This window comes from Kutzneria sp. NPDC052558 (assembly GCF_044547355.1).
Taxonomy (GTDB): domain Bacteria; phylum Actinomycetota; class Actinomycetes; order Mycobacteriales; family Pseudonocardiaceae; genus Kutzneria.
In genome coordinates, this window is the sequence record NZ_JBIUAG010000019.1 from 113,317 (window position 1) to 131,736 (window position 18,420).

Consider the following 18,420-nt stretch of genomic DNA (forward strand, 5'->3'; position numbering starts at 1 on the left):
ACTGACCCCCGCGTCACACAGGGCCGCTTGGAAGGGGGCTTTCCTCCACACCGAGTGGAGGAAAGCCCCCTTCCAAGCGCCGGGGGTGGGTCAGATCGGGAGTTTGCCGGTGAGGTAGTGCTGGAGGGTGGGGGCGATGGTGGCGATCAGGGTGTCCACATCGGCCGAGGCGATGGGCTCCAGGCGCATCACGTAGCGGGCCAGGCCGAGGCCGGCCAGCTGGGAGCCGAACAGGCCCAGGCGCAGCTCGGGCTGGTCGACGCCGAGCTCGTGCAGCATGGTGCCGAACACGATGCCGATGAACTGCCGCAGCATCTGGGCGGCGGACTCCTGGGTGGCGGCGCTGCGCACGAGGGCGGCGAAGCCGCCGCCGCCGGTGTTGTCCCAGGTGGTGACGAAGGTGCGCACCACTCGCACGGCCAGTTCCTCGGGTGGCCCGGCGTCGAAGACGGCCTGCTTGATGAACGCGGGGGTGATGGGCAGCTCGACGGCCGCGGCGAACAGGCCCTGCTTGCCGCCGAACCAGTGGTTGACCATCGCCGGATCGACCTCGGCCCGCGCGGCGATGGCGCGTACCGTGGCCCCGTCGAAGCCCTGTTCGGTGAAGACCTCCCGGGCGGCCGCCAGCAGGGCGGCCTTGGTGTCCTCGCCGGCGGGCCGGCGGCCCCGCCGTTTCGGATCGGTCACCGTGCACTCCTTATTTCAACAACCATTGAAATCTAGGGCCGCGTCCCCACGGCGTCAACCTCGTAGAGCAGAATGGCAGCCATGGTCAGTGCCTTCGGGGAGGTCAGTCCCAGCCGCGAGGAGTTCCGCGCGCTGGCGGCGCAGCGCAGGGTCATCCCGGTCGTCCGCCGCCTGCTCGCGGACGCCGAGACGCCGGTGGGGGTGTACCGCAAGCTCGCCGCCGACCAGCCGGGCACCTTCCTGTTCGAATCGGCGGAGAACGGCAGCTCCTGGACGCGCTGGTCGTTCGTGGGCGTGCGCAGCGCGGCGGCGCTGACCGTGGTCGACGGCGAGGCGGCCTGGACCGGCACGCCGCCGGTGGGCCTGCCCTCGGGCGGGGACCCGATGCGGGCCCTGCGCGAGACCATCGAGGTGCTGCGCACCGACCCGCTGCCGGGCCTCCCGCCGCTGACCGGGGGCATGGTCGGCTTCGTCGGCTACGACGCGGTGCGCCGGCTGGAGCGGCTGCCGGAGCTGACCGAGAACGACCTGAACCTGCCCGAGATGGTGATGCTGCTGGCCACCGACCTGGCCGCGCTGGACCACCACTCCGGGTCGATCACCCTGATCGCCAACGCCGTCAACTGGGACGACTCCCCGGAGCGGGTGGACGCCGCCTACGACGACGCGGTCCGCCGGCTCGACGCGATGACCGAGGACCTGTCCCGGGAGGCCCAGCCGACCGCGTCGGTGCTGCGGCCGGCCGAGGTGCGGATGCGCCGCCGCCGCACGACCGAGGAGTTCGGCGCGGCGGTGGAGACGGCCAAGGAGGCCATCCGGGCCGGCGAGGCGTTCCAGGTGGTGCTCTCGCAGCGGTTCGAGATGGAGACCACGGCCGACGCCCTGGACGTCTACCGCGTGCTGCGGACCACCAATCCCAGCCCGTACATGTACCTGCTGCGGCTGGACGGCTTCGACATCGTCGGCGCGAGCCCGGAGGCGCTGGTCACGGTGCGCGAGGGCAAGGCCACCTCGCATCCCATCGCCGGCACGCGCTGGCGCGGCGCGGACGCCGACGAGGACGCGATGCTGGAGAAGGACCTGCTGTCCGACGCCAAGGAGCGGGCCGAGCACCTGATGCTGGTCGACCTGGGGCGCAACGACCTGGGCCGGGTCTGCAAGCCGGGCTCGGTGCACGTGGTCGACTTCTTCAAGGTGGAGCGGTACAGCCACGTGATGCACATCGTGTCCACGGTCACCGGCGAGCTGGACGAGGGCCGCACCGCCTTCGACGCGATGGCCGCGTGTTTCCCGGCCGGCACGCTGTCCGGCGCGCCCAAGCCGCGGGCCATGGAGCTGATCGAGGAGCTGGAGCCGACCCGGCGCGGCCTGTACGGCGGCATCGTCGGCTACCTGGACTTCGCCGGCGACGCCGACACGGCCATCGCCATCCGCACCGCGCTGGTCCGCGACGGCGTGGCCTACGTGCAGGCCGGGGCCGGCATCGTGGCCGACTCCGACCCGCGGGCCGAGGACACCGAGTGCCTGAACAAGGCCCGCGCGGTGCTGGCCGCCATCGCCACCGCGGAGACGCTGCGGCCGGCCCGGGAGTCGGTGACCGCGGATGTCTGAGCGGCGTCCACTCTGGACAGTGGTGGGCCTGCTGGCGCTGGCCTCGCTGCTGCTGTGGGTGTCGTCGCTGATGACGTGGTCGTGGACGCAGCACAGCGACCCGCTGTCCGGGGTGGTCACCACCAAGCTCTCCGGCGCGGAGCGGGAGACCGGCCTGGTGCCGCTGGCGTTGGTGTCGCTGGCCCTGATCGCCGCGGTGGTGGCCACCGGCGGCCTCGTGCGGCGCATCGCCGGCGGCGTGGTCTTCCTCGTCGGCGTGGGCGTGATCTGGCTGGCCTTCGACGGGGCCGGCGAGGTCTTCGCCGCGCACCCGGCGGCTTACCCGAACGTGGCGATCGCGGCCGGCCACGGCCTGGCCCTGCTGGCCGGGCTGGCGGTGACGCTGGCCGGTGTCCTGTTGGTCCGATCCGGGCACCGGATGCCCCGGCTCGGCGCCAAGTACCAGGCCCCGTCGCAGGCCAGGCGGGTGACCGACCCGGACCGCGAGCTCTGGCAGGCGCTGGACGCGGGCTCGGACCCCACCGCCAATCAGTGACGGAAGCGGCACGCGGCGTGATTGTTACCGGATAGGGCCTTGACTACCAGGGGGTCTTTCGGTGACCCGCCGTACGTGTCGCATCCCTCGCGGGGTTAGCATCGTGGCGGCGGGAAGGGGAGTTGGCGTGACCGTGCTCGACTCGATCATCGACGGCGTCCGCGCCGACCTGGCGGTGCGCCAGGCCGAAATCCCATTCGAGGTCATCAAGGAACGTTCACTGGCCGCGCCGGCGCCGCGGGACGTGATGGGCGCGCTCAACGCGCCCGGCATCGGCGTCATCGCCGAGGTGAAGCGGCGCAGCCCGTCGCGCGGCGAGCTGGCCCCGCTGCTCGATCCGGCCGAGCTGGCAAGGGAATACCAGGCCGCCGGCGCGCGCGTGATCAGCGTGCTGACCGAGCGGCGGCACTTCGGCGGCTCGCTGGCCGATCTGGCCACGGTCCGGGCCGCGGTGAGCGTTCCCCTGCTGTGCAAGGATTTCGTGGTCAGCCCGTACCAGGTGCACGAGGCCCGCGCGCACGGCGCCGACATGGTGCTGCTGATGGTGGCCGCGCTGGAGCAGAACGCCCTGGAGGCGTTGCTGGACCGCGTGGAGTCGCTGGGCATGGTGGCGCTGGTGGAGGTGCACAACGCCGAGGAGTGCGACCGGGCCCTGGAGGCCGGGGCCAAGGTCCTCGACGTGAACAACCGCAACCAGCACACCCTCGAAGTGGACCGGGACGTGTTCACCCGGCTCGCGCCCGGGCTGCCGTTCGACACCTACAAGGTGGCCGAGTCGGGCGTGCGCAGCCCCGGCGACCTGATGGCCTACGCCGGCGCCGGCGCGGACTCGGTGCTGGTCGGCGAAAGCCTGATCACCAGCGGCGACCCGAAGGCGGCCGTGACCCAGCTCGTGACCGCCGGCTCGCATCCCGCGTGCCCACGGCCCAGTCGATAAAGAATCTCCTGGGGAGACATGACCGACAAGCACGACCCCGATCACCGCGGCTACTTCGGCCCCTATGGCGGCCGGTTCATGCCGGAGGCGTTGATCGCGGCCATGGACGAGCTGACCGCGGTGTACGAGAAGGCCCGCCTGGACCCCGAGTTCACGGGAGAGTTCGACCGGCTGCTGCGCGACTACGCCGGCCGGCCCTCGCTGCTGACCGAGGCCAAGCGGTTCGCCGAGCACGCGGGCGGGGCGAGGATCCTGCTCAAGCGCGAGGACCTCAACCACACCGGCTCACACAAGATCAATAACGTGCTCGGGCAGGCCCTGCTGACCAAGCGCATGGGCAAGAAGCGGGTCATCGCCGAGACCGGCGCCGGCCAGCACGGCGTGGCCACGGCCACCGCCTGCGCGCTGATGGGCCTGGACTGCGTGATCTACATGGGCGAGGTCGACACCGAGCGGCAGGCCCTGAACGTGGCCCGGATGCGGCTGCTCGGGGCCGAGGTGATCCCGGTCAAGACCGGCTCGCGCACCCTCAAGGACGCCATCAACGAGGCCCTGCGGGACTGGGTGGCCAACGTCGAGGACACGCACTACCTGCTCGGCACCGCCGCCGGCGGCCACCCGTTCCCGGTGATGGTCCGCAACTTCCACCGGATCATCGGCATCGAGGCCCGGCAGCAGTGCCTCGACCTGATCGGCCGGCTGCCCGACGTGGTCGCGGCCTGCGTTGGCGGCGGCTCCAACGCCATCGGCATCTTCCACGGCTTCCTCGACGACCCCGAGGTCCGGCTGGTCGGCCTGGAGCCCGGCGGCCACGGCATCGAGTCCGGCGAGCACGGCGCGACCCTGACCGAGGGCACGCCGGGCATGCTGCACGGCGCGCGCTCGTACCTGTTGCAGGACGAGGACGGCCAGACCGTCGAGGCCTACTCGATCTCGGCCGGCCTGGACTACCCGGGCGTGGGCCCGGAGCACTCGTACCTCAAGGACATCGGCCGCGCCGAGTACCGCCCGGTGACCGACGCCGAGGCGATGGACGCGATGATGCTGCTGTCCCGCACCGAGGGCATCATCCCGGCCATCGAGTCCGCGCACGCCCTGGCCGGCGCCCTGGTGCTGGGCCGCGAGCTCGGCCAGGACGCCGTGATCCTGGTGAACCTGTCCGGCCGTGGCGACAAGGACATGGGCACCGCCAACAAGTTCTTCAACCTCGTGCCGGAGAGTGACTCCTGATGCCGCTGCTCCCCGAGGGCCGCTCCGCGCTGATCGGCTACCTGCCGGCCGGCTTCCCCACCGTCGAGGGCTCGACCGCGCTGCTCAAGGCCATGATCGACGGCGGCTGCGACCTGGTCGAGGTGGGCGTGCCCTACTCGGACCCGGTGATGGACGGCCCGACCATCCAGGCCGCCGCCGACCAGGCGCTGGCCAACGGTTTCCGACTCCGGCACGTGTTCGAGGTCGTCGAGGCCGTGTCGGCGGCCGGCGGCAAGGCCGTGGTGATGAGCTACTGGAACCCGATCTACCACTACGGCGTGGACACGTTCGCCCGGGACCTGGCCGCGGCCGGCGGCCTGGGCATCATCACGCCCGACCTGGTGCCGGACGAGGCGGCGGAGTGGATGGCCGCCTCGCAGGCGCACGGCCTCAACCGCATCTTCCTGGTCGCGCCGTCCTCCACCGAGGAGCGCATCGCCATGACCGCGGCCGCCAGCAGCGGTTTCCTGTACGCCACGTCCGTGATGGGCGTGACCGGCGCGCGGGACGCGGTCGGCTCGGCGGCCCCGGAGCTGGTGCGGCGGGTCCGGGCCCACACCGACCTGCCGATCGGCGTCGGCCTGGGCGTGAAGTCCGGGGCGCAGGCGGCCGAGCTGGCGGCGTTCGCCGACGCGGTCATCGTCGGCTCGGCCTTCGTGACCCGCTCGGCCGAGGGCGAGTCCGGGGTGGCCGAACTGGCCAAGGAACTGGCCGAGGGCGTGCGCAATCCGGTGGCCACCGCTTTGTGACCTGATACGGACCCGGGTCGGACACAGCCGTCACACAGCCTCAAGTACGGTGGGCGCGTGCCGAACAACCTGATCCTGGCCAGCTTCCCCAGCCCGCCCCAGGGCGTGTGGCACCTCGGCCCGATCCCGATCCGTGCCTACGCGCTGTGCATCATCGCCGGCATCATCGTGGCGATCGTGTGGGGTGAGCGCCGCTGGCAGGCCCGCGGCGGCGAGAAGGGCTTCGTCACCGACCTCGCGGTCTGGGCGGTGCCGTTCGGCCTGGTCGGCGGCCGGCTCTACCACCTGGCCACCGACTGGCAGACCTACTTCGGCCCGGGCGGCAACCCGATCGGGGCGCTGGAGGTGTGGAACGGCGGCCTCGGCATCTGGGGCGCCGTCGCGCTGGGCGGCGTCGGGGCGTGGATCGGCGCGCGTCGCCGGGGCGTGCCGCTGCCGGCGGTGGCCGACGCCATCGCGCCGGGCATCGTGCTGGCCCAGGCCATCGGCCGTATCGGCAACTACTTCAATCAGGAGCTCTACGGCCGGGTCACCGACGTGCCGTGGGCGCTGGAGATCTTCAACCGGGTCGACCCGGCCACCGGCCTGTCCGACCCGATCAACGGCATCGCCCAGGGCGCGCCCGAGAAGCTGGTGCACCCGACGTTCCTCTACGAGCTGCTGTGGAACATCGGCGTGGCGATCCTGGTGGTCTGGGCCGACAAGAAGTTCCGGCTGGGCCACGGGCGGGCGTTCGCGCTCTACGTCGCCGCCTACACCGCCGGCCGGTTCTGGATCGAGCTCATGCGCGACGACACCGCCACGCTGGTGTTCGGCGTGCGGATCAACGTCTTCGTGGCCGCGATCGTGTTCGTCGGCGCGGTGGTCTACCTGATCGTCGCCCGCAACCGGGGCCCGCGTGAGGACCTGGTGGCCCTTCGCGAGGCGCGCGAGGCGGGGTTGTCCGAGGCCGCCGGCGACGCGGTCGACACCGACACCGAGACCGAGGTCGACGTCGAGAAGACCGACGGGGAGTCCGAGACCGCGGACAAGGCCGAGGCCGCCGGCGACGAGTCGGTCTCGGAAGAGTCCCGGGTCGAAGAGGCGGCCGACCGCAAGAGCTGACGGCCCCTACCATCGCTGTCCATGCGGATCCTCGTCGTCGAGGACGATGACCGGGTGGCGCGGGGCCTTGTCACGGCGCTGCGCCACGCCGGCTACGACGTGCACCGGGTGGGCACGGTGGCCGACGCGGTGAGCGCGCCGCCGGTCGATGTGGTGCTGCTCGACATGGGTCTGCCCGACGGAGACGGCACCGAGGTGCTGCGCCGGCTGCGCGACTCCGGGACCGCGGTGATCGCCGTGACCGCTCGCGGCGAGGAACGGGACCGGGTGCTGGGCCTGCGGGCCGGGGCCGACGACTACGTGGTCAAGCCGTTCGGCACGGCCGAGTTGCTGGCCCGGATCGAGGCCGTGCTGCGGCGCACCCGCAAGGCCCGGGCCGAGGTGGCCGACGCCGAGGTCGTCGAGGTCGGCCCGCTGAAGCTGGACAGCGCGACCCGGGCGGTGTCGGTGCAGGGGCGCGAGCTGGCGTTGACCCGTAAGGAGTTCGACCTGCTGGCGCTGCTGGCCGCGCGGTCGGGGCAGGTGGTGAGCCGGGATCTGATCATGGACCAGGTGTGGCAGGCCTCGTACGAGGCGCCGACCCGGACGTTGGACACGCATGTGGCGGCGCTGCGCGGAAAACTCGGCGGGCTGGTGCGGATCGAGACCGTGCGGGGCGTCGGCTACCGCCTGGTGGGCTGATGCTGCGCCGCCTGCTGTTGGTGTTGATCCCGCTGCTGTTGCTGCTGGCCGGGGCGCTGGGTGTGCCGTTGGCCAACGCCGTGGCCGAGCGGGAGACGCAGACGACCTACCTGGACCGGCTGGCCGACGTGAGCCGCTTCGCGTCGCTGGCGCAGAGCGCGCTGGTGGAGAGCGCGGCGGCGCCCGGCGGCCGGGAGGCGTTGCGGGACGAGTTGAACCGATACGGGCAGCTGTACGGCATTCCGGTCGCGGTGGTGGCCGCCGGCGGTGACGTCGTGCTGGCGTCGCCGCAGCGGCCGAACCTCAAGGATCCGGCGGTGGAGGCCGGGTTGAGCGCGGCTTTCGCCGGCTACCGGCCGAGTCCGCCGTCCGCGGTGCTGCCGTGGGAGACCGCGCCGCTGGTGGTGGTGGAGCCGGTGGGGCGGGACAGCGAGGTGGTGGCGGCCGTCGTCGCCGTGTCGCCGACCGACCGGCTGCGGGCGGACATCCTGTCCCAGTGGGGGTGGCTGGCCGTGCTGGGGTCGTTGCCGCTGCTGGCGGTGATCGCCGCCGCCTGGCCCATCTCCATCTGGATCCTGCGTCCGGTGCGCCGGCTCGACGAGGCCGCCGCGGCCATCGCCGGCGGGCTGGTCGACACGCACGTCGACGTCGGCGGGCCGCCCGAGCTGCGCCGGCTCAGCACTTCCTTCAACACCATGGTCGACGTGGTCAACACGGCCCTGCGCCGGCAGCGCGACTTCGTCGCCGACGCCTCGCACCAGCTGCGCAATCCCTTGGCCAGTCTGCGGTTGGCCGTCGACAACCTGGAGCCGCACCTGCCTCCGGCCGAGCCGGCCCGGGAGGCGCACCAGATCGCCGTCGAGGAGGCCCAGGAGATGGGCAACGTGCTCGACGCCCTGCTCGCCGCCACCCGTCTCGACGCCGCCGCCGAGACCGTCGACCTCGCCCTGCTGATCTCCACCCATCTGCCCAAGTGGCAGGCGCTTCGTGTCGCCGTCGAGACGGATGTGCCGGCGGGGCAACGGGTTCCCGTCTCCTACGGCAGCGTGCTCGACGAGCTGGTGGCCAACGCCGCCCGCCTGTCCGGCGGCACCAAGGTGCGAGTGTCCTTTGTGGATGGTGAGCTGCACGTCGCCGACAACGGCGTCGGGCTCGGCGAGGAGGACCGCAAGCAGGCCCTCAACCGCTTCTGGCGTTCCCCTCGGCACCAGAACGTCACCGGCACCGGCCTGGGCCTGGCCATCTGCGCCGACCTGGTGGCCGCCGCCGGCGGCGAACTCCGTCTGGAGGACGCCGCCCCCGGCCTCGACGTCGTCATAACCCTCGGCGCGTCCTGAGCGCGACTCGCGGGGGTGTTATGTCCAGAGGCGCCATAGTTGGGCTTTGCGGTCCTCGCCGACGCTGAGCAGGAAGCGGCCGTCGGGGCTGAACACGGCCCGGGTGACCCAGGCGCTGTGGGCGATCGTGAGCACCGACGCGCCGTCGGAGACCTTGCGCAGTTCGGTGCTCGGGCCCGAACCGGAGATGAGCAGGTGCAGGCCGTCGGGGCTGAAGGCGACGTGCTCGCCGCCGGTCGGCACGGTGAGCACCTGGGTTCCGGTGACCGCGTCCCAGACGGTGGTGGCCCAGCCGTTGACGGCGGCGAGGTAGGCGCCGCCCGGGCTGAAGGCCACGCCGGCGATGTTGTGGTGGCGGGTGGGGTGGATTCGCAGCCGGAGCAGGGCTTCGCCGGTGGAGGCGTCCCAGACCTCGGTGTTGCGGTGGTCGGCGATGCCCCCGAGGTAGGTGCCGGTGGCCAGCCGGCGGCCGTCCGGGCTGAAGGCGACCGCGCCGACGTCGCCGGGGTGGTGGATGGTCATGACCTGCTGTCCGGTGTGGACGTCCCAGATCCGCACGAAGTTGTGGTCGCCGCTGCCGGTGACGATGCGGGCGCCGTCGGGGCTGAAGGCCATGGCCTGGATCCACATCGAGGAGTGCCGCAGCCGTCGGACCTCGCGGCCGGTCGCGACGTCGAAGATCGTGACGTGGCCGGCGATCCGGCCCGGCGGCCAGGGGCGGACCGTGTAGCCGGTGGCGGCGCAGCGATCGCCGTCGGGGCTGAACGCGATCGCCCCGGACGGGATGAGCACCCGCAGCGGCGCCAGCCCGTGCCGGATCCGACGCACCAGGTGGCCGGTCAGGTCGACGATATCCGTTGCGCCGTCCCGGAAAAGCGCAACGGTCTGCCCGTCGGGGCTGAACGCGACGTCCAACAGTCGTTTGGGCACACGGAATTCACGTTCGAAGGTGGGGGAGAACTGGCGGTGTGAATGCCGGTGCGAGTGCTTGGGGATCGGCGTCGGCGCCACCGGGGCGGGTGGCGGCGGGGCATGCCGGGCGGTCAGGTGGTCCTGGAAATCCGCGTGGCGGAACTGGTAGATCGGGCCGACCGCGCGCAACAGGCCGAGCCGGTGGGCGTCGTCCAGGAACGGCATCAGCTTGCGGGGCAAGCGATTGCCGCGGGCCAGCCGTGCGGTGGCGGTCAAGTAGGCCGGCCACGCGTTGTGCGTTCCCGTCGCGAGGGCATAGCAGGCCCCGGCGATCAGCCCGAGCCCGGCGGCGGCAGCGGTCAGGTAGCCGTCACTGCCCGCGGTCAGGGCCGCACCGGCGGCCGCGGCCAGCACGGCGCCGAGCGCCAGGCGCACGATCTGCGTGGCCCGATCCGAGCGCCAGTTGGCATACGGCGTGCCGGCTTCCACGGTGTCGGTCCCGGATGTCAGCCACTCGGTCAGGCGGTCGTGCAGCCGCCCGACGATCATCACCGCCGCGACCAACGCGCCCATGCGCAGTCCGTCCAGGATCGCGGTGGCGATGTCGGTGAAGAACAACTCGAATCCCGTGTCCAGCAACACGATCAGGGCGCCGCTGAACAGTCCGAACGGGAGCGAGCGGACGAGCAGACCCGGCAATGCCCCCAGCCGCCGGGAAAGTCCGCGAATCGCCGGCGCGGGATCGTGGTCCGACCACGGGCCGACGTACTTGCCCTCATGGAGCAGGACCAGCACCATCGCCGCCAGCACGGCCGAGTTCACCACGTCGAGCCCGATCGCCGCGTGACCGAGCAGCATGAACCAGCCGATGCCGACCAGCGTCACCGCGAGCGGGAAAACCGGTGTCGGCACCGGAAAGGGCAGCACCAGTTCGGACAGCCGCCACCACGCGAAGTCCCGGCTGCCGGTGCTGAGCCGGCCCGGCTTGCGTTCGCCCGGGCTTTCCCGCATCACCTCGGCCAGCTGCCCCAGCCAGTGTTCGACGTCCTTGGCCTCGTGGGCCTGCCGGGGCCGCAACTGCTGGTCGTCATCGCCGGCGGCGGGCGTTCGGGTCCGTACGAGCTCGGGGATGAGCCGGTCGAACAGGTGCGCCCGCAGCTGCTTCGCATCTCGGCCGTCCAGCAATCCCGACGGATCCGTCGCCGCGTCGTACGCCGTCAGCACCAGCCACAGTCCCAACGGGCTCGACACCACGTCGGCCAGCGCCGCGGCCCGGCCGGCCCGCAGCTCGTCCAGCAGCCGCCGCCACCCCTGGTGGGGGAGCGAGCGGCGCAGCATCGCGTCGAGGTAGTCGGCCGCCGCGTCCGCGGACAGCGGCTCCGCCGCGAGCACCGCCGCCCCGGTGATCAGCTGGCCGGCGCCGGCCGCCTCCGCGTACTCCCGGGTCCGGCTGGTCAGCACCAGCGGCGTCCGCTCGTCCAACGCCTCGTTCACCAGCCGCAGGCACCGGGGCCGAGCCGTCGCGGACAGCTCGTCGAAGCCGTCCAGCACCGGCAGCACCAACCCGAGCGCGAACAGCCGCCGGGCCTGGTCCCGCAGCGCCGGGTACGTCTCCACCAGCCGCGCGAGCAGCCAGCCCTCGAAGGTCGGGTGGGCGACCAGATCCCAGCCCGACACCGACAGGAACACCGGCACCGGCTCGCCGTCCCGCCGGTCCGCCGCCAGCCGCCGCACCAGCTGGATCGCCAACGTCGTCTTGCCCGCGCCGGCGTTGCCGACGATCACCAGCCGTCTGGGCTCCAGGCCGCGAAACCGGTCGACCAGGGCGGCGATGTCCTCCCCGGTGCCTTCCCAGCTCACCTCGCCGCCCAGCTCCACCTGCCCGATGCTGCCGCCGAGCGCCACCTCCGGGGTCAGGCTCCAGCGCACCGGCATCGGCTGCGGGTCGGCCAGCCGCAGGATGCGCACCTCCGACCGCCACTGGACCTCGACCGCCTCGCGTAGCGCCCGCGTCGTCTCCTCCGGCGTCCCCGTGCCCGCCGGCTCGCTCGCGAGCTGGAGCAGCGCCGCCACCACGATCAGCACGCCGGTGGCGATCCAGACCAGCGGCGCCCAGCCCGCCGTCACCTGCACCGTGTTGGTGGCCAGGTTGCCCACCAGCGCGAGGGCCGCGCCGACCAGAACCGCCGAAACCGGGAGAAGCCGACGCCTCATGCCGCCCAGCATCGGCGATCACCGGTCGCCACCACAACATCCTTAGCCGGAAAGGACGCCGGTCAGCGCCGCGTACGTGTCGTCGATCCGGCCGTCGGCCACCCACATCGTGCGCGCCCGCGGCCGGGTGGCGGCCAGCGCCGTCAACCGGTCGTGCATTGTGGACAGTTCCGAAGGGTCCACGGCCTTCGCGACGTCATTGCGATCGGCGAAGCGCCGTAACACGCTTTCCTTGCTGTCCAACAGAATCACTTCGACGAACCGGACGCCGACCGCGGCCGCCAACGCCTCCAACTCCTCGATGAACTCCACCCGACCCAGGAACTGCGGCACGACGACGTCGTGGCCGGCCGTCAGATGCGTGCGGGCAGCGGCCACGGCCAGGGCCCGGGCGGCGAGGCCGGCGGCCCGGGGATCGTCCTGCCAGCGGCCGAGCTGGCCGCGCAGCAGGTCGATGTCCAGGTTCAGGGCCAAGGGGTGGTCGTGCACGTAGCGCGCGGCCATTGTCGACTTGCCGACTCCGGGCGGCCCGTTGAGCAGGAGCAGCATGTCAGCGCTTCACGTCCCGGAACCAGCCGGCGGCCCCCGGGTGCAGCGGCACGACACCGGTGGCGATGCCGGTGCGCACGTTGATGTGGCTGGCCTCGGGATGCCCCTTGGTGAACGCCGCGACCTCGGTGAAGGTGGTCTCGGTGACGATCCGCACGACGTCGTCGCCGAGGTCGTCCCGAGTCAGCAGCAGATTGGGCACCGACACGGTCGGGCACGCGTCGACGCCGGTGTAGGTGGTGGTGGGAATGGTGGCCGGCACGTAGGGGCCGCGGTAGGCGGCGGCCAGGGCGTCGGCCTCGGGGTTCAGGTCGACCAGCCGGATGGAGCGCCGGCGGGCCAGGTCGGTGATCGCCGGCGTGGGAATGCCGGTCAGCGTCAGCATCGCGTCGATGGTCCCGGCCGCCACCGCGTTGGCGGCGTCGGTCTGGGTCATCTGCCGGGTGTCCGGCCGGACGCCGGTCATGGCCAGCATGCGGTCGGCGGTGAACCCGGTGCTGGACCCCTGCGCGCCCACCGACACCCGCTTGCCGTCGATGTCCTTGAAGGACTGGATCGGCGAGTCCTTCAGCACCACCAGGTGCATGAAACTGTCGTAGAGCCGGCCCACCGCGCTCAGCCCGGGCGGCGCCTTGGTGTCCTTCTCGATCGCGTCCAGCGAGGCGAGCCCCAGCTGCCCCGTGCCGTCGGCCAGCAGCCGCAGGTTGTCGACCGAGGACCCGGTCTCCTGGGCGGTCAGGACCGTGCGCGGCAGGTGCGGCTGCAACGCCGCCACCAACGACGACCCCACCTCCCGGAACACCGCCCCCGGCGGCCCGGTCAGCAGCACCAGCCGGGCCAGGTCCGGGGCCTGGGGCCCGGAGCAGCCCGCCACCACGGATCCCACGCCCACGGCGGCCAGCCCGCGCAGCATCGCCCGCCGGTCCAGCATGGCAGGAAGGGTAGCTGTCAACGTCAGGTCAGCCCAAAGTTTCCGCATGCAACCTTGCCGCGCGAAGATCCTGTGCCCAGGATCACTGCAATTCCCACGTACGGGCGATAAAGGAGTGAGGGCATGTCGACGGCGACCACCGCCCGCAGACCCTGGTACCGACAGCTGTACTTCTGGGTGATCGCGGCCATCGTGCTGGGCATCGTGTTCGGCCTGGCGTTCCCGCACGCGGCCGCCGGCTCCAAGTGGCTGGCCGACCTGTTCGTGAACCTGATCCGGATGGTCACCGCGCCGATCATCTTCCTGACCGTCGTGGTGGGCATCTCCAGCCTCGGCAACCTGGCCAAGGCCGGCGGCCTGGCGTTGCGGGCCATCGCCTACTTCATCGTGATGACCCTGCTGGCGCTGGTCATCGGCCTGGTCGTGGTGAACGTGCTGCACCCGGGTGTCGGGCTGAACCTGACGGTCGACCCGAAGGCGGCCAACAGCACGCTCCAGCAGGCCGGCGCGGCCGCCGAGGGCGTCACCGAGTTCATCCTCAGCCTGGTGCCGAGCTCCCTGGTCGGCGCGTTCACCGGCACCCAGCTGATCCAGGTGCTGGTGGTCGCGATCTTCGTGGCGATCGGCCTGTCCGGCCTCGGCGAGCGCGGCAAGCCGATCCTGCGGGCCTTCGAATCGCTGCAGGCCCTGATGTTCGGCGTGATCAAGGCGGTCATGTGGGTCGCCCCGATCGGCGCCTTCGGCGGCATCGCCTACACGGTCGGCGCGTTCGGCAGCAAGATCCTGGGCAGCCTGGCCTTCCTGATGGTGTCCTTCTACCTCACCTGCGTCGTGTTCATCGTGGTGGTGCTGGGCCTGATCGCCAGGTGGGTCGGCTTCAACATCTTCAAGTTCCTGCGCTACATCAAGGACGAGCTGCTCATCGTGCTGGGCACCTCGTCCAGCGAGACGGTGCTGCCGCGGCTGATGACCAAGCTGGAGGCGGCCGGCGCGAGCCGCTCGGTGGTCGGCCTGACCGTGCCCACCGGCTACTCGTTCAACCTGGACGGCACCTGCATCTACCTGACCATGGGCGCGCTGTTCATCGCCCAGGCCACCGGCCACGACATCGGCATCGGCACCCAGATCGGGCTGCTGCTGTTCATGCTGATCTCCAGCAAGGGCGCGGCCGGCGTCACCGGCGCCGGCCTGGTCACGCTGGCCGCCTCGCTCAGCGCGTTCGGCACGGTGATCCCGGTGGTGGGCATCGCGCTGATCGTCGGCATCGACCGCTTCATGTCCGAGGCCCGCGCCCTGACCAACGTGATCGGCACCGGCGTCGGCAGCCTGGTGATCGCCCGCTGGCAGGGCGAGCTGGACCGGGACCGCCTCAAGGAGGTCCTCAACCACCCCTCCACGGTCGACGCGGAGCGGGACGCCGCCGCTCAGGTCGTGACCGCCTGAAAATCGTCACTGCCTGAGCGGTGGCGGTGCGCCGCGGCGGCCGGCCCCCGACCCGCCCACCGCGGCGCTCCCCCAAGATCAACGCTCGTTTCCTCACGTTGAACGTCATGAAGGGCCCCATCATGACGTTCAACGCTGTGAAGGGGCCCTTCCTCACGTTCAACGTCAGTAAGGGGCCCTTCATGACACAAAAAGAGGCGTGAAGAGCGCGGCGGCTGGGGCCCCGATGCCGAGTCGCCGCGGTGTGATGCCGCCCGAGGCCGCTGCCACGGCCCGGCGGCGGCGTGGGCCGCGGCACCCCCGATGCCGCGGTCCACGCCCTCCAGCAGGGGTCGGCGGGCCGGTGACCTTCCCGGCGCGCCGACCCTTCCCGATCTGGCGGCATCCGGTTCGTACGGGTAACGCCACGCGGCCGGGTGGTCTCCGGACGGGTCCCCTGCCCTCGTCCGGGGCCATCCTCGCGGCATGCGAAGGCTCTACCTCTGGGTGCTGGCGGCCATCGCGCTGGGCGCCGGGTTCGGCTTGGCGTTCCCGGCGCGGGCCGCCGGCTCGAAGTGGCTGGCCGACCTCTTCCTCAACCTGGTCAAGGTGGTCACGGCCCCCACCATCTTCCTGACGGTCGTGGTCGGCATCGTCGGCCTGGGCAGCCTGGCCGCCGCCGGCGGGCTGGCCGCGCGGGCCCTGGGCTACTTCATGGCCATGACCTCCGTCGCGCTGCTGCTGGGCCTGGCCGTGGCCAACGTGCTGCGCCCCGGCGAGGGCCTCAACCTGGCCGCCGATCCGGCCCTGGCCGCGAGCACGATCAAGTCGGCATCGGCCACCAGCACCAGCGTCACCGACTTCGTCCTGGGCCTGGCGCCGACGTCCTTCGTCGGGGCGTTCACCGGCGGCCAGCCGATCCAGGTGCTGGTGCTGGCCGTGCTGGTGGCGATCGCGCTGAGCGGGCTCGGCCCCCGGTCCCGACCGATCATCCGAGCCCTGGAATCGTTGGCGCAGCTGATGTTCCAGCTGATCAAGGTGGTGATGTGGGCCGCCCCGATCGGCGCGTTCGGCGGCATCGCCTACACGGTCGGCGCGTTTGGCGGCAAGGTGCTGGGCAACCTCGCCCTGCTGGTGGTGGCGTTCTGGGTGACGAGCGTGGTGTTCGTGGTGGTGATCCTCGGGCTGGTGGCGCGGCTGGCCGGTTTCAGCGTCTTCCGGTTCCTGCGCTACCTCTCCGACGAGCTGCTGATCGTGCTGGGCACCTCGTCGAGCGAAACGGTGTTGCCACGGCTGATGGCCAAGCTGGAGAACGCCGGCGTGAGCCGGTCGGTGGCCGGCCTGACCGTGCCGGCCGGCTACTCGTTCAACCTGGACGGCATCTGCATCTACCTCACGCTCGGCGCGCTGTTCGTCGCCCAGGCCACCGGCCACGACGTGCCCATGGGGACCCAGCTGGCCCTGGCGGCGTTCATGCTGATCTCCAGCAAGGGCGCGGCCGGCGTGACTGGCGCGGGCCTGATCACCCTCACGGCCTCGTTGCAGGCCTTCGGCGATCCGGCCGTGCCGGTGGTGGGCATCGCGCTGCTGGTCGGCGTGGACCGGTTCATGTCCGAGGCCCGGTCCCTGACCAACGTGGTCAGTAACGGCGTCGCCACGCTGGTGATCGCCCGCTGGCAGGGCGACCTGGACCGGGACCGGCTGCGGGAGGTGCTGGCTCAGCGCCGCCGGGGCGCGACCACCGGGCTGCCGTCCTCGGCGGTCAGCACGGTCACCGACGCCGCGTAGTGCCGGGACAGGCGGTCGGCGGTCAGCACCTCGGCCGGGGTGCCGACCGCCGCCACCTCGCCGTTGTCCAGCAGCAGCACCCGATCCGGGTACTGGGCGGCCAGCGTGAGGTCGTGCAGGGTGCTGACCACCGTGGCGCCGTCGGCCTTGCGCAGCCGGTCGACGAGCTCCAGCAGCGCCTGGGCGTGGCCGATGTCCAGCCCGGTCGTCGGCTCGTCGAGCAGCAGAACTCCGGTCTGTTGAGCCAGAACCCGGGCCAGCACCGCGCGCTGCCGTTCACCGCCGGACAGCGTCCTCAGTGGACGGTCGGCCAGCGTGGACAGGTCCAGTCGCGCCAAGGCCCCGGCCACGACCTCCAGATCCGAGTGGCTTTCCCGGCCCAGCGGCCCGAGATGCGGGGTCCGGCCCAGCAGCGCGTAGTCGGTGACGGTCAGCCCCTCGGGCAGCGACGGCGTCTGCGGGGCGTAGCCGATGGCCCGGGCCCGTTCACGATGTCCAAGCGCCGCAACGGATTTGCCGTCCACCAGCACCTCGCCGGCCGACGGCACCAGGCCGGCGGCCGCCTTGAGCAGCGTGGACTTGCCGGCCCCGTTCGGGCCGATGATGGCCAGCCAGCTGCCGGCCGGCACGTGCACGCTCACGTCCCGGACCACCGGGCGGCCCCGGTAGCCGGCGGTCACGGCGGTCAGTCGCAGCGCGGTCACGTCGATCTCCTCCGGAGCACGAGAACGAAGAACGGCGCGCCGGTAAACGCGGTCACGACGCCGATCGGCAATTCCGCCGGGGCCAGCGCGGTCCGCGCGACGATGTCGGCGAGGATCAAGAAAATGGCCCCGCCGGCCAACGACAATGGGACGACAACGCGGTAGCTGGCCCCGAACAGCAACCGAATCACGTGCGGCACAACGATTCCCACGAATCCGATCAAGCCGCTGGCCGATACCGCGGCGGCGGTGGCCAGCGACGCCGCGCCCAGCACCGCCAGCCGCACCAGCCCCGGCCGCACGCCCAGCGAGGCCGCCTCCTCGTCGCCCAGCGCCAGCACGTCCAACAGGCCCGAACAAGAGCACAAAACCACTAGCGCGACGGCCAGATAGGGCAGCACGGTCAGCACCTGGCCCCAGCCGCTGGTGGACAGTCCACCCAGGATCCAGCCGTAGACCTGTTGCAGCGTAAGGGTGTTCAGCTGCTGCACGAACGTCTGCACCGCGGTCAGGAACGACGCCACGGCAACGCCGGCCAGCAGCAGCGTGGCCGTGCCGGCCCCGGCCGAGCGCCCGAGTCCCCAGGTCAGGGCCACGCCGCCGAGCGCGCCGACAAACGCCGCCGCCGGCAGGAACGCCGTGGCAGCGGGGATGAGCACGACCAGGATCGTCACCACCATGCCCGCCCCGGCGGCCGCGCCCAGCAGGTAGGGATCGGCCAGCGGGTTGCGGAACACCCCCTGGAACGTGGCCCCCGAGCAGGCCAGCGCCGCCCCGACCAGCCCGGCGAGCACCACCCTGGGCATGCGCAACTGCCACAGGATTGCCGATTCCTGCTCGCTCAGCGGCGACCGGCCGCCGGTCAGCTGGGCCCACACCTCGCCCAGCACCCGGGACCAGCCCAGGTCGATCGCGCCCAGCAGCACCGCGCCGACGACCGCGACCACCAGCGCCGCAAGCACCACGAGCAGATGCCACCAGGCCAGCCGGGTCGGCTTGGCCATCGGG

16 protein-coding genes are annotated in these 18,420 nt (G+C 71.9%); 10 read left to right on the forward strand and 6 right to left on the reverse strand.

The features are described 5' to 3' along the window. Positions 1 to 90: 90 nt before the first annotated feature. Positions 91 to 687 (reverse strand): TetR/AcrR family transcriptional regulator, encoded by a 597-nt coding sequence (locus tag ACIG5F_RS30395; protein ID WP_396523313.1) that lies wholly within the window; start codon positions 685 to 687, stop codon positions 91 to 93. 81 nt (positions 688 to 768) lie between these two features. Between ACIG5F_RS30395 and ACIG5F_RS30400 the strand changes: the two genes are divergently transcribed. The 8 genes from ACIG5F_RS30400 (at position 769) to ACIG5F_RS30435 (ending at position 8,892) form a co-directional block, all read left to right on the forward strand. Further along, on the forward strand, positions 769 to 2,298 hold the full coding sequence (locus tag ACIG5F_RS30400) for an anthranilate synthase component I (protein ID WP_396523315.1): 1,530 nt from the start codon (positions 769 to 771) through the stop codon (positions 2,296 to 2,298). Further along, a complete protein-coding gene (locus ACIG5F_RS30405) occupies positions 2,291 to 2,833 on the forward strand; it encodes a Trp biosynthesis-associated membrane protein (RefSeq protein ID WP_396523317.1) in 543 nt (180 codons plus the stop codon). Before ACIG5F_RS30400 ends, ACIG5F_RS30405 begins: the two co-directional genes overlap by 8 nt. 127 nt (positions 2,834 to 2,960) lie before the next feature. Next, positions 2,961 to 3,770 (forward strand): indole-3-glycerol phosphate synthase TrpC, encoded by an 810-nt coding sequence (gene trpC, locus ACIG5F_RS30410; protein ID WP_396523319.1) that lies wholly within the window; start codon positions 2,961 to 2,963, stop codon positions 3,768 to 3,770. 18 nt (positions 3,771 to 3,788) lie between these two features. Further along, positions 3,789 to 5,000 (forward strand): tryptophan synthase subunit beta, encoded by a 1,212-nt coding sequence (gene trpB / locus ACIG5F_RS30415; protein ID WP_396523321.1) that lies wholly within the window; start codon positions 3,789 to 3,791, stop codon positions 4,998 to 5,000. Next, complete coding sequence (gene trpA / locus ACIG5F_RS30420) at positions 5,000 to 5,770, forward strand: tryptophan synthase subunit alpha (protein WP_396523323.1); 771 nt, start codon at positions 5,000 to 5,002, stop codon at positions 5,768 to 5,770. Before trpB ends, trpA begins: the two co-directional genes overlap by 1 nt. Before the next feature lie 57 nt (positions 5,771 to 5,827). Beyond that, positions 5,828 to 6,874, forward strand: a complete 1,047-nt coding sequence (gene lgt / locus ACIG5F_RS30425; protein ID WP_396523325.1) for a prolipoprotein diacylglyceryl transferase — start codon at positions 5,828 to 5,830, stop codon at positions 6,872 to 6,874. A gap of 21 nt (positions 6,875 to 6,895) precedes the next feature. After that, complete coding sequence (locus tag ACIG5F_RS30430; protein ID WP_396523327.1) at positions 6,896 to 7,555, forward strand: response regulator transcription factor; 660 nt, start codon at positions 6,896 to 6,898, stop codon at positions 7,553 to 7,555. Continuing rightward, complete coding sequence (locus tag ACIG5F_RS30435; RefSeq protein ID WP_396523329.1) at positions 7,555 to 8,892, forward strand: ATP-binding protein; 1,338 nt, start codon at positions 7,555 to 7,557, stop codon at positions 8,890 to 8,892. Before ACIG5F_RS30430 ends, ACIG5F_RS30435 begins: the two co-directional genes overlap by 1 nt. Positions 8,893 to 8,910: 18 nt before the next feature. On the opposite strand, the gene ACIG5F_RS30440 is transcribed toward ACIG5F_RS30435, so the two are convergent. Genes ACIG5F_RS30440 through ACIG5F_RS30450 form a run of 3 tightly spaced genes read right to left on the reverse strand, consistent with a single transcriptional unit; the run spans position 8,911 to position 13,498 of the window. Continuing rightward, entirely contained in the window at positions 8,911 to 12,018 is a 3,108-nt protein-coding gene (locus ACIG5F_RS30440; protein WP_396523331.1) for an NACHT domain-containing protein, read from the reverse strand. 42 nt (positions 12,019 to 12,060) lie between these two features. Further along, entirely contained in the window at positions 12,061 to 12,567 is a 507-nt protein-coding gene (locus ACIG5F_RS30445; RefSeq protein WP_396523333.1) for an AAA family ATPase, read from the reverse strand. Between the two features lies 1 nt (position 12,568). Next, on the reverse strand, positions 12,569 to 13,498 hold the full coding sequence (locus tag ACIG5F_RS30450) for a TAXI family TRAP transporter solute-binding subunit (protein WP_396523335.1): 930 nt from the start codon (positions 13,496 to 13,498) through the stop codon (positions 12,569 to 12,571). 123 nt (positions 13,499 to 13,621) lie between these two features. On the opposite strand from ACIG5F_RS30450, the gene dctA reads away from it, so the two are divergent. Beyond that, positions 13,622 to 14,941, forward strand: a complete 1,320-nt coding sequence (gene dctA, locus ACIG5F_RS30455; RefSeq protein WP_396523337.1) for a C4-dicarboxylate transporter DctA — start codon at positions 13,622 to 13,624, stop codon at positions 14,939 to 14,941. Positions 14,942 to 15,406: 465 nt separating this feature from the next. Then, positions 15,407 to 16,708, forward strand: coding sequence for a cation:dicarboxylate symporter family transporter (locus ACIG5F_RS30460; protein ID WP_396523339.1), 1,302 nt, complete (start codon positions 15,407 to 15,409; stop codon positions 16,706 to 16,708). Here the strand turns inward: ACIG5F_RS30460 and ACIG5F_RS30465 are convergent. Next, the gene (locus ACIG5F_RS30465) at positions 16,639 to 17,412 is read right to left on the reverse strand and encodes an ABC transporter ATP-binding protein (RefSeq protein ID WP_396523341.1); all 774 of its coding nucleotides are present in this window, start codon (positions 17,410 to 17,412) and stop codon (positions 16,639 to 16,641) included. The genes ACIG5F_RS30460 and ACIG5F_RS30465 overlap by 70 nt on opposite strands. Continuing rightward, entirely contained in the window at positions 17,409 to 18,416 is a 1,008-nt protein-coding gene (locus ACIG5F_RS30470; protein WP_396523343.1) for a FecCD family ABC transporter permease, read from the reverse strand. The genes ACIG5F_RS30465 and ACIG5F_RS30470 overlap by 4 nt, the downstream gene beginning before the upstream one ends. Positions 18,417 to 18,420: the final 4 nt, after the last annotated feature.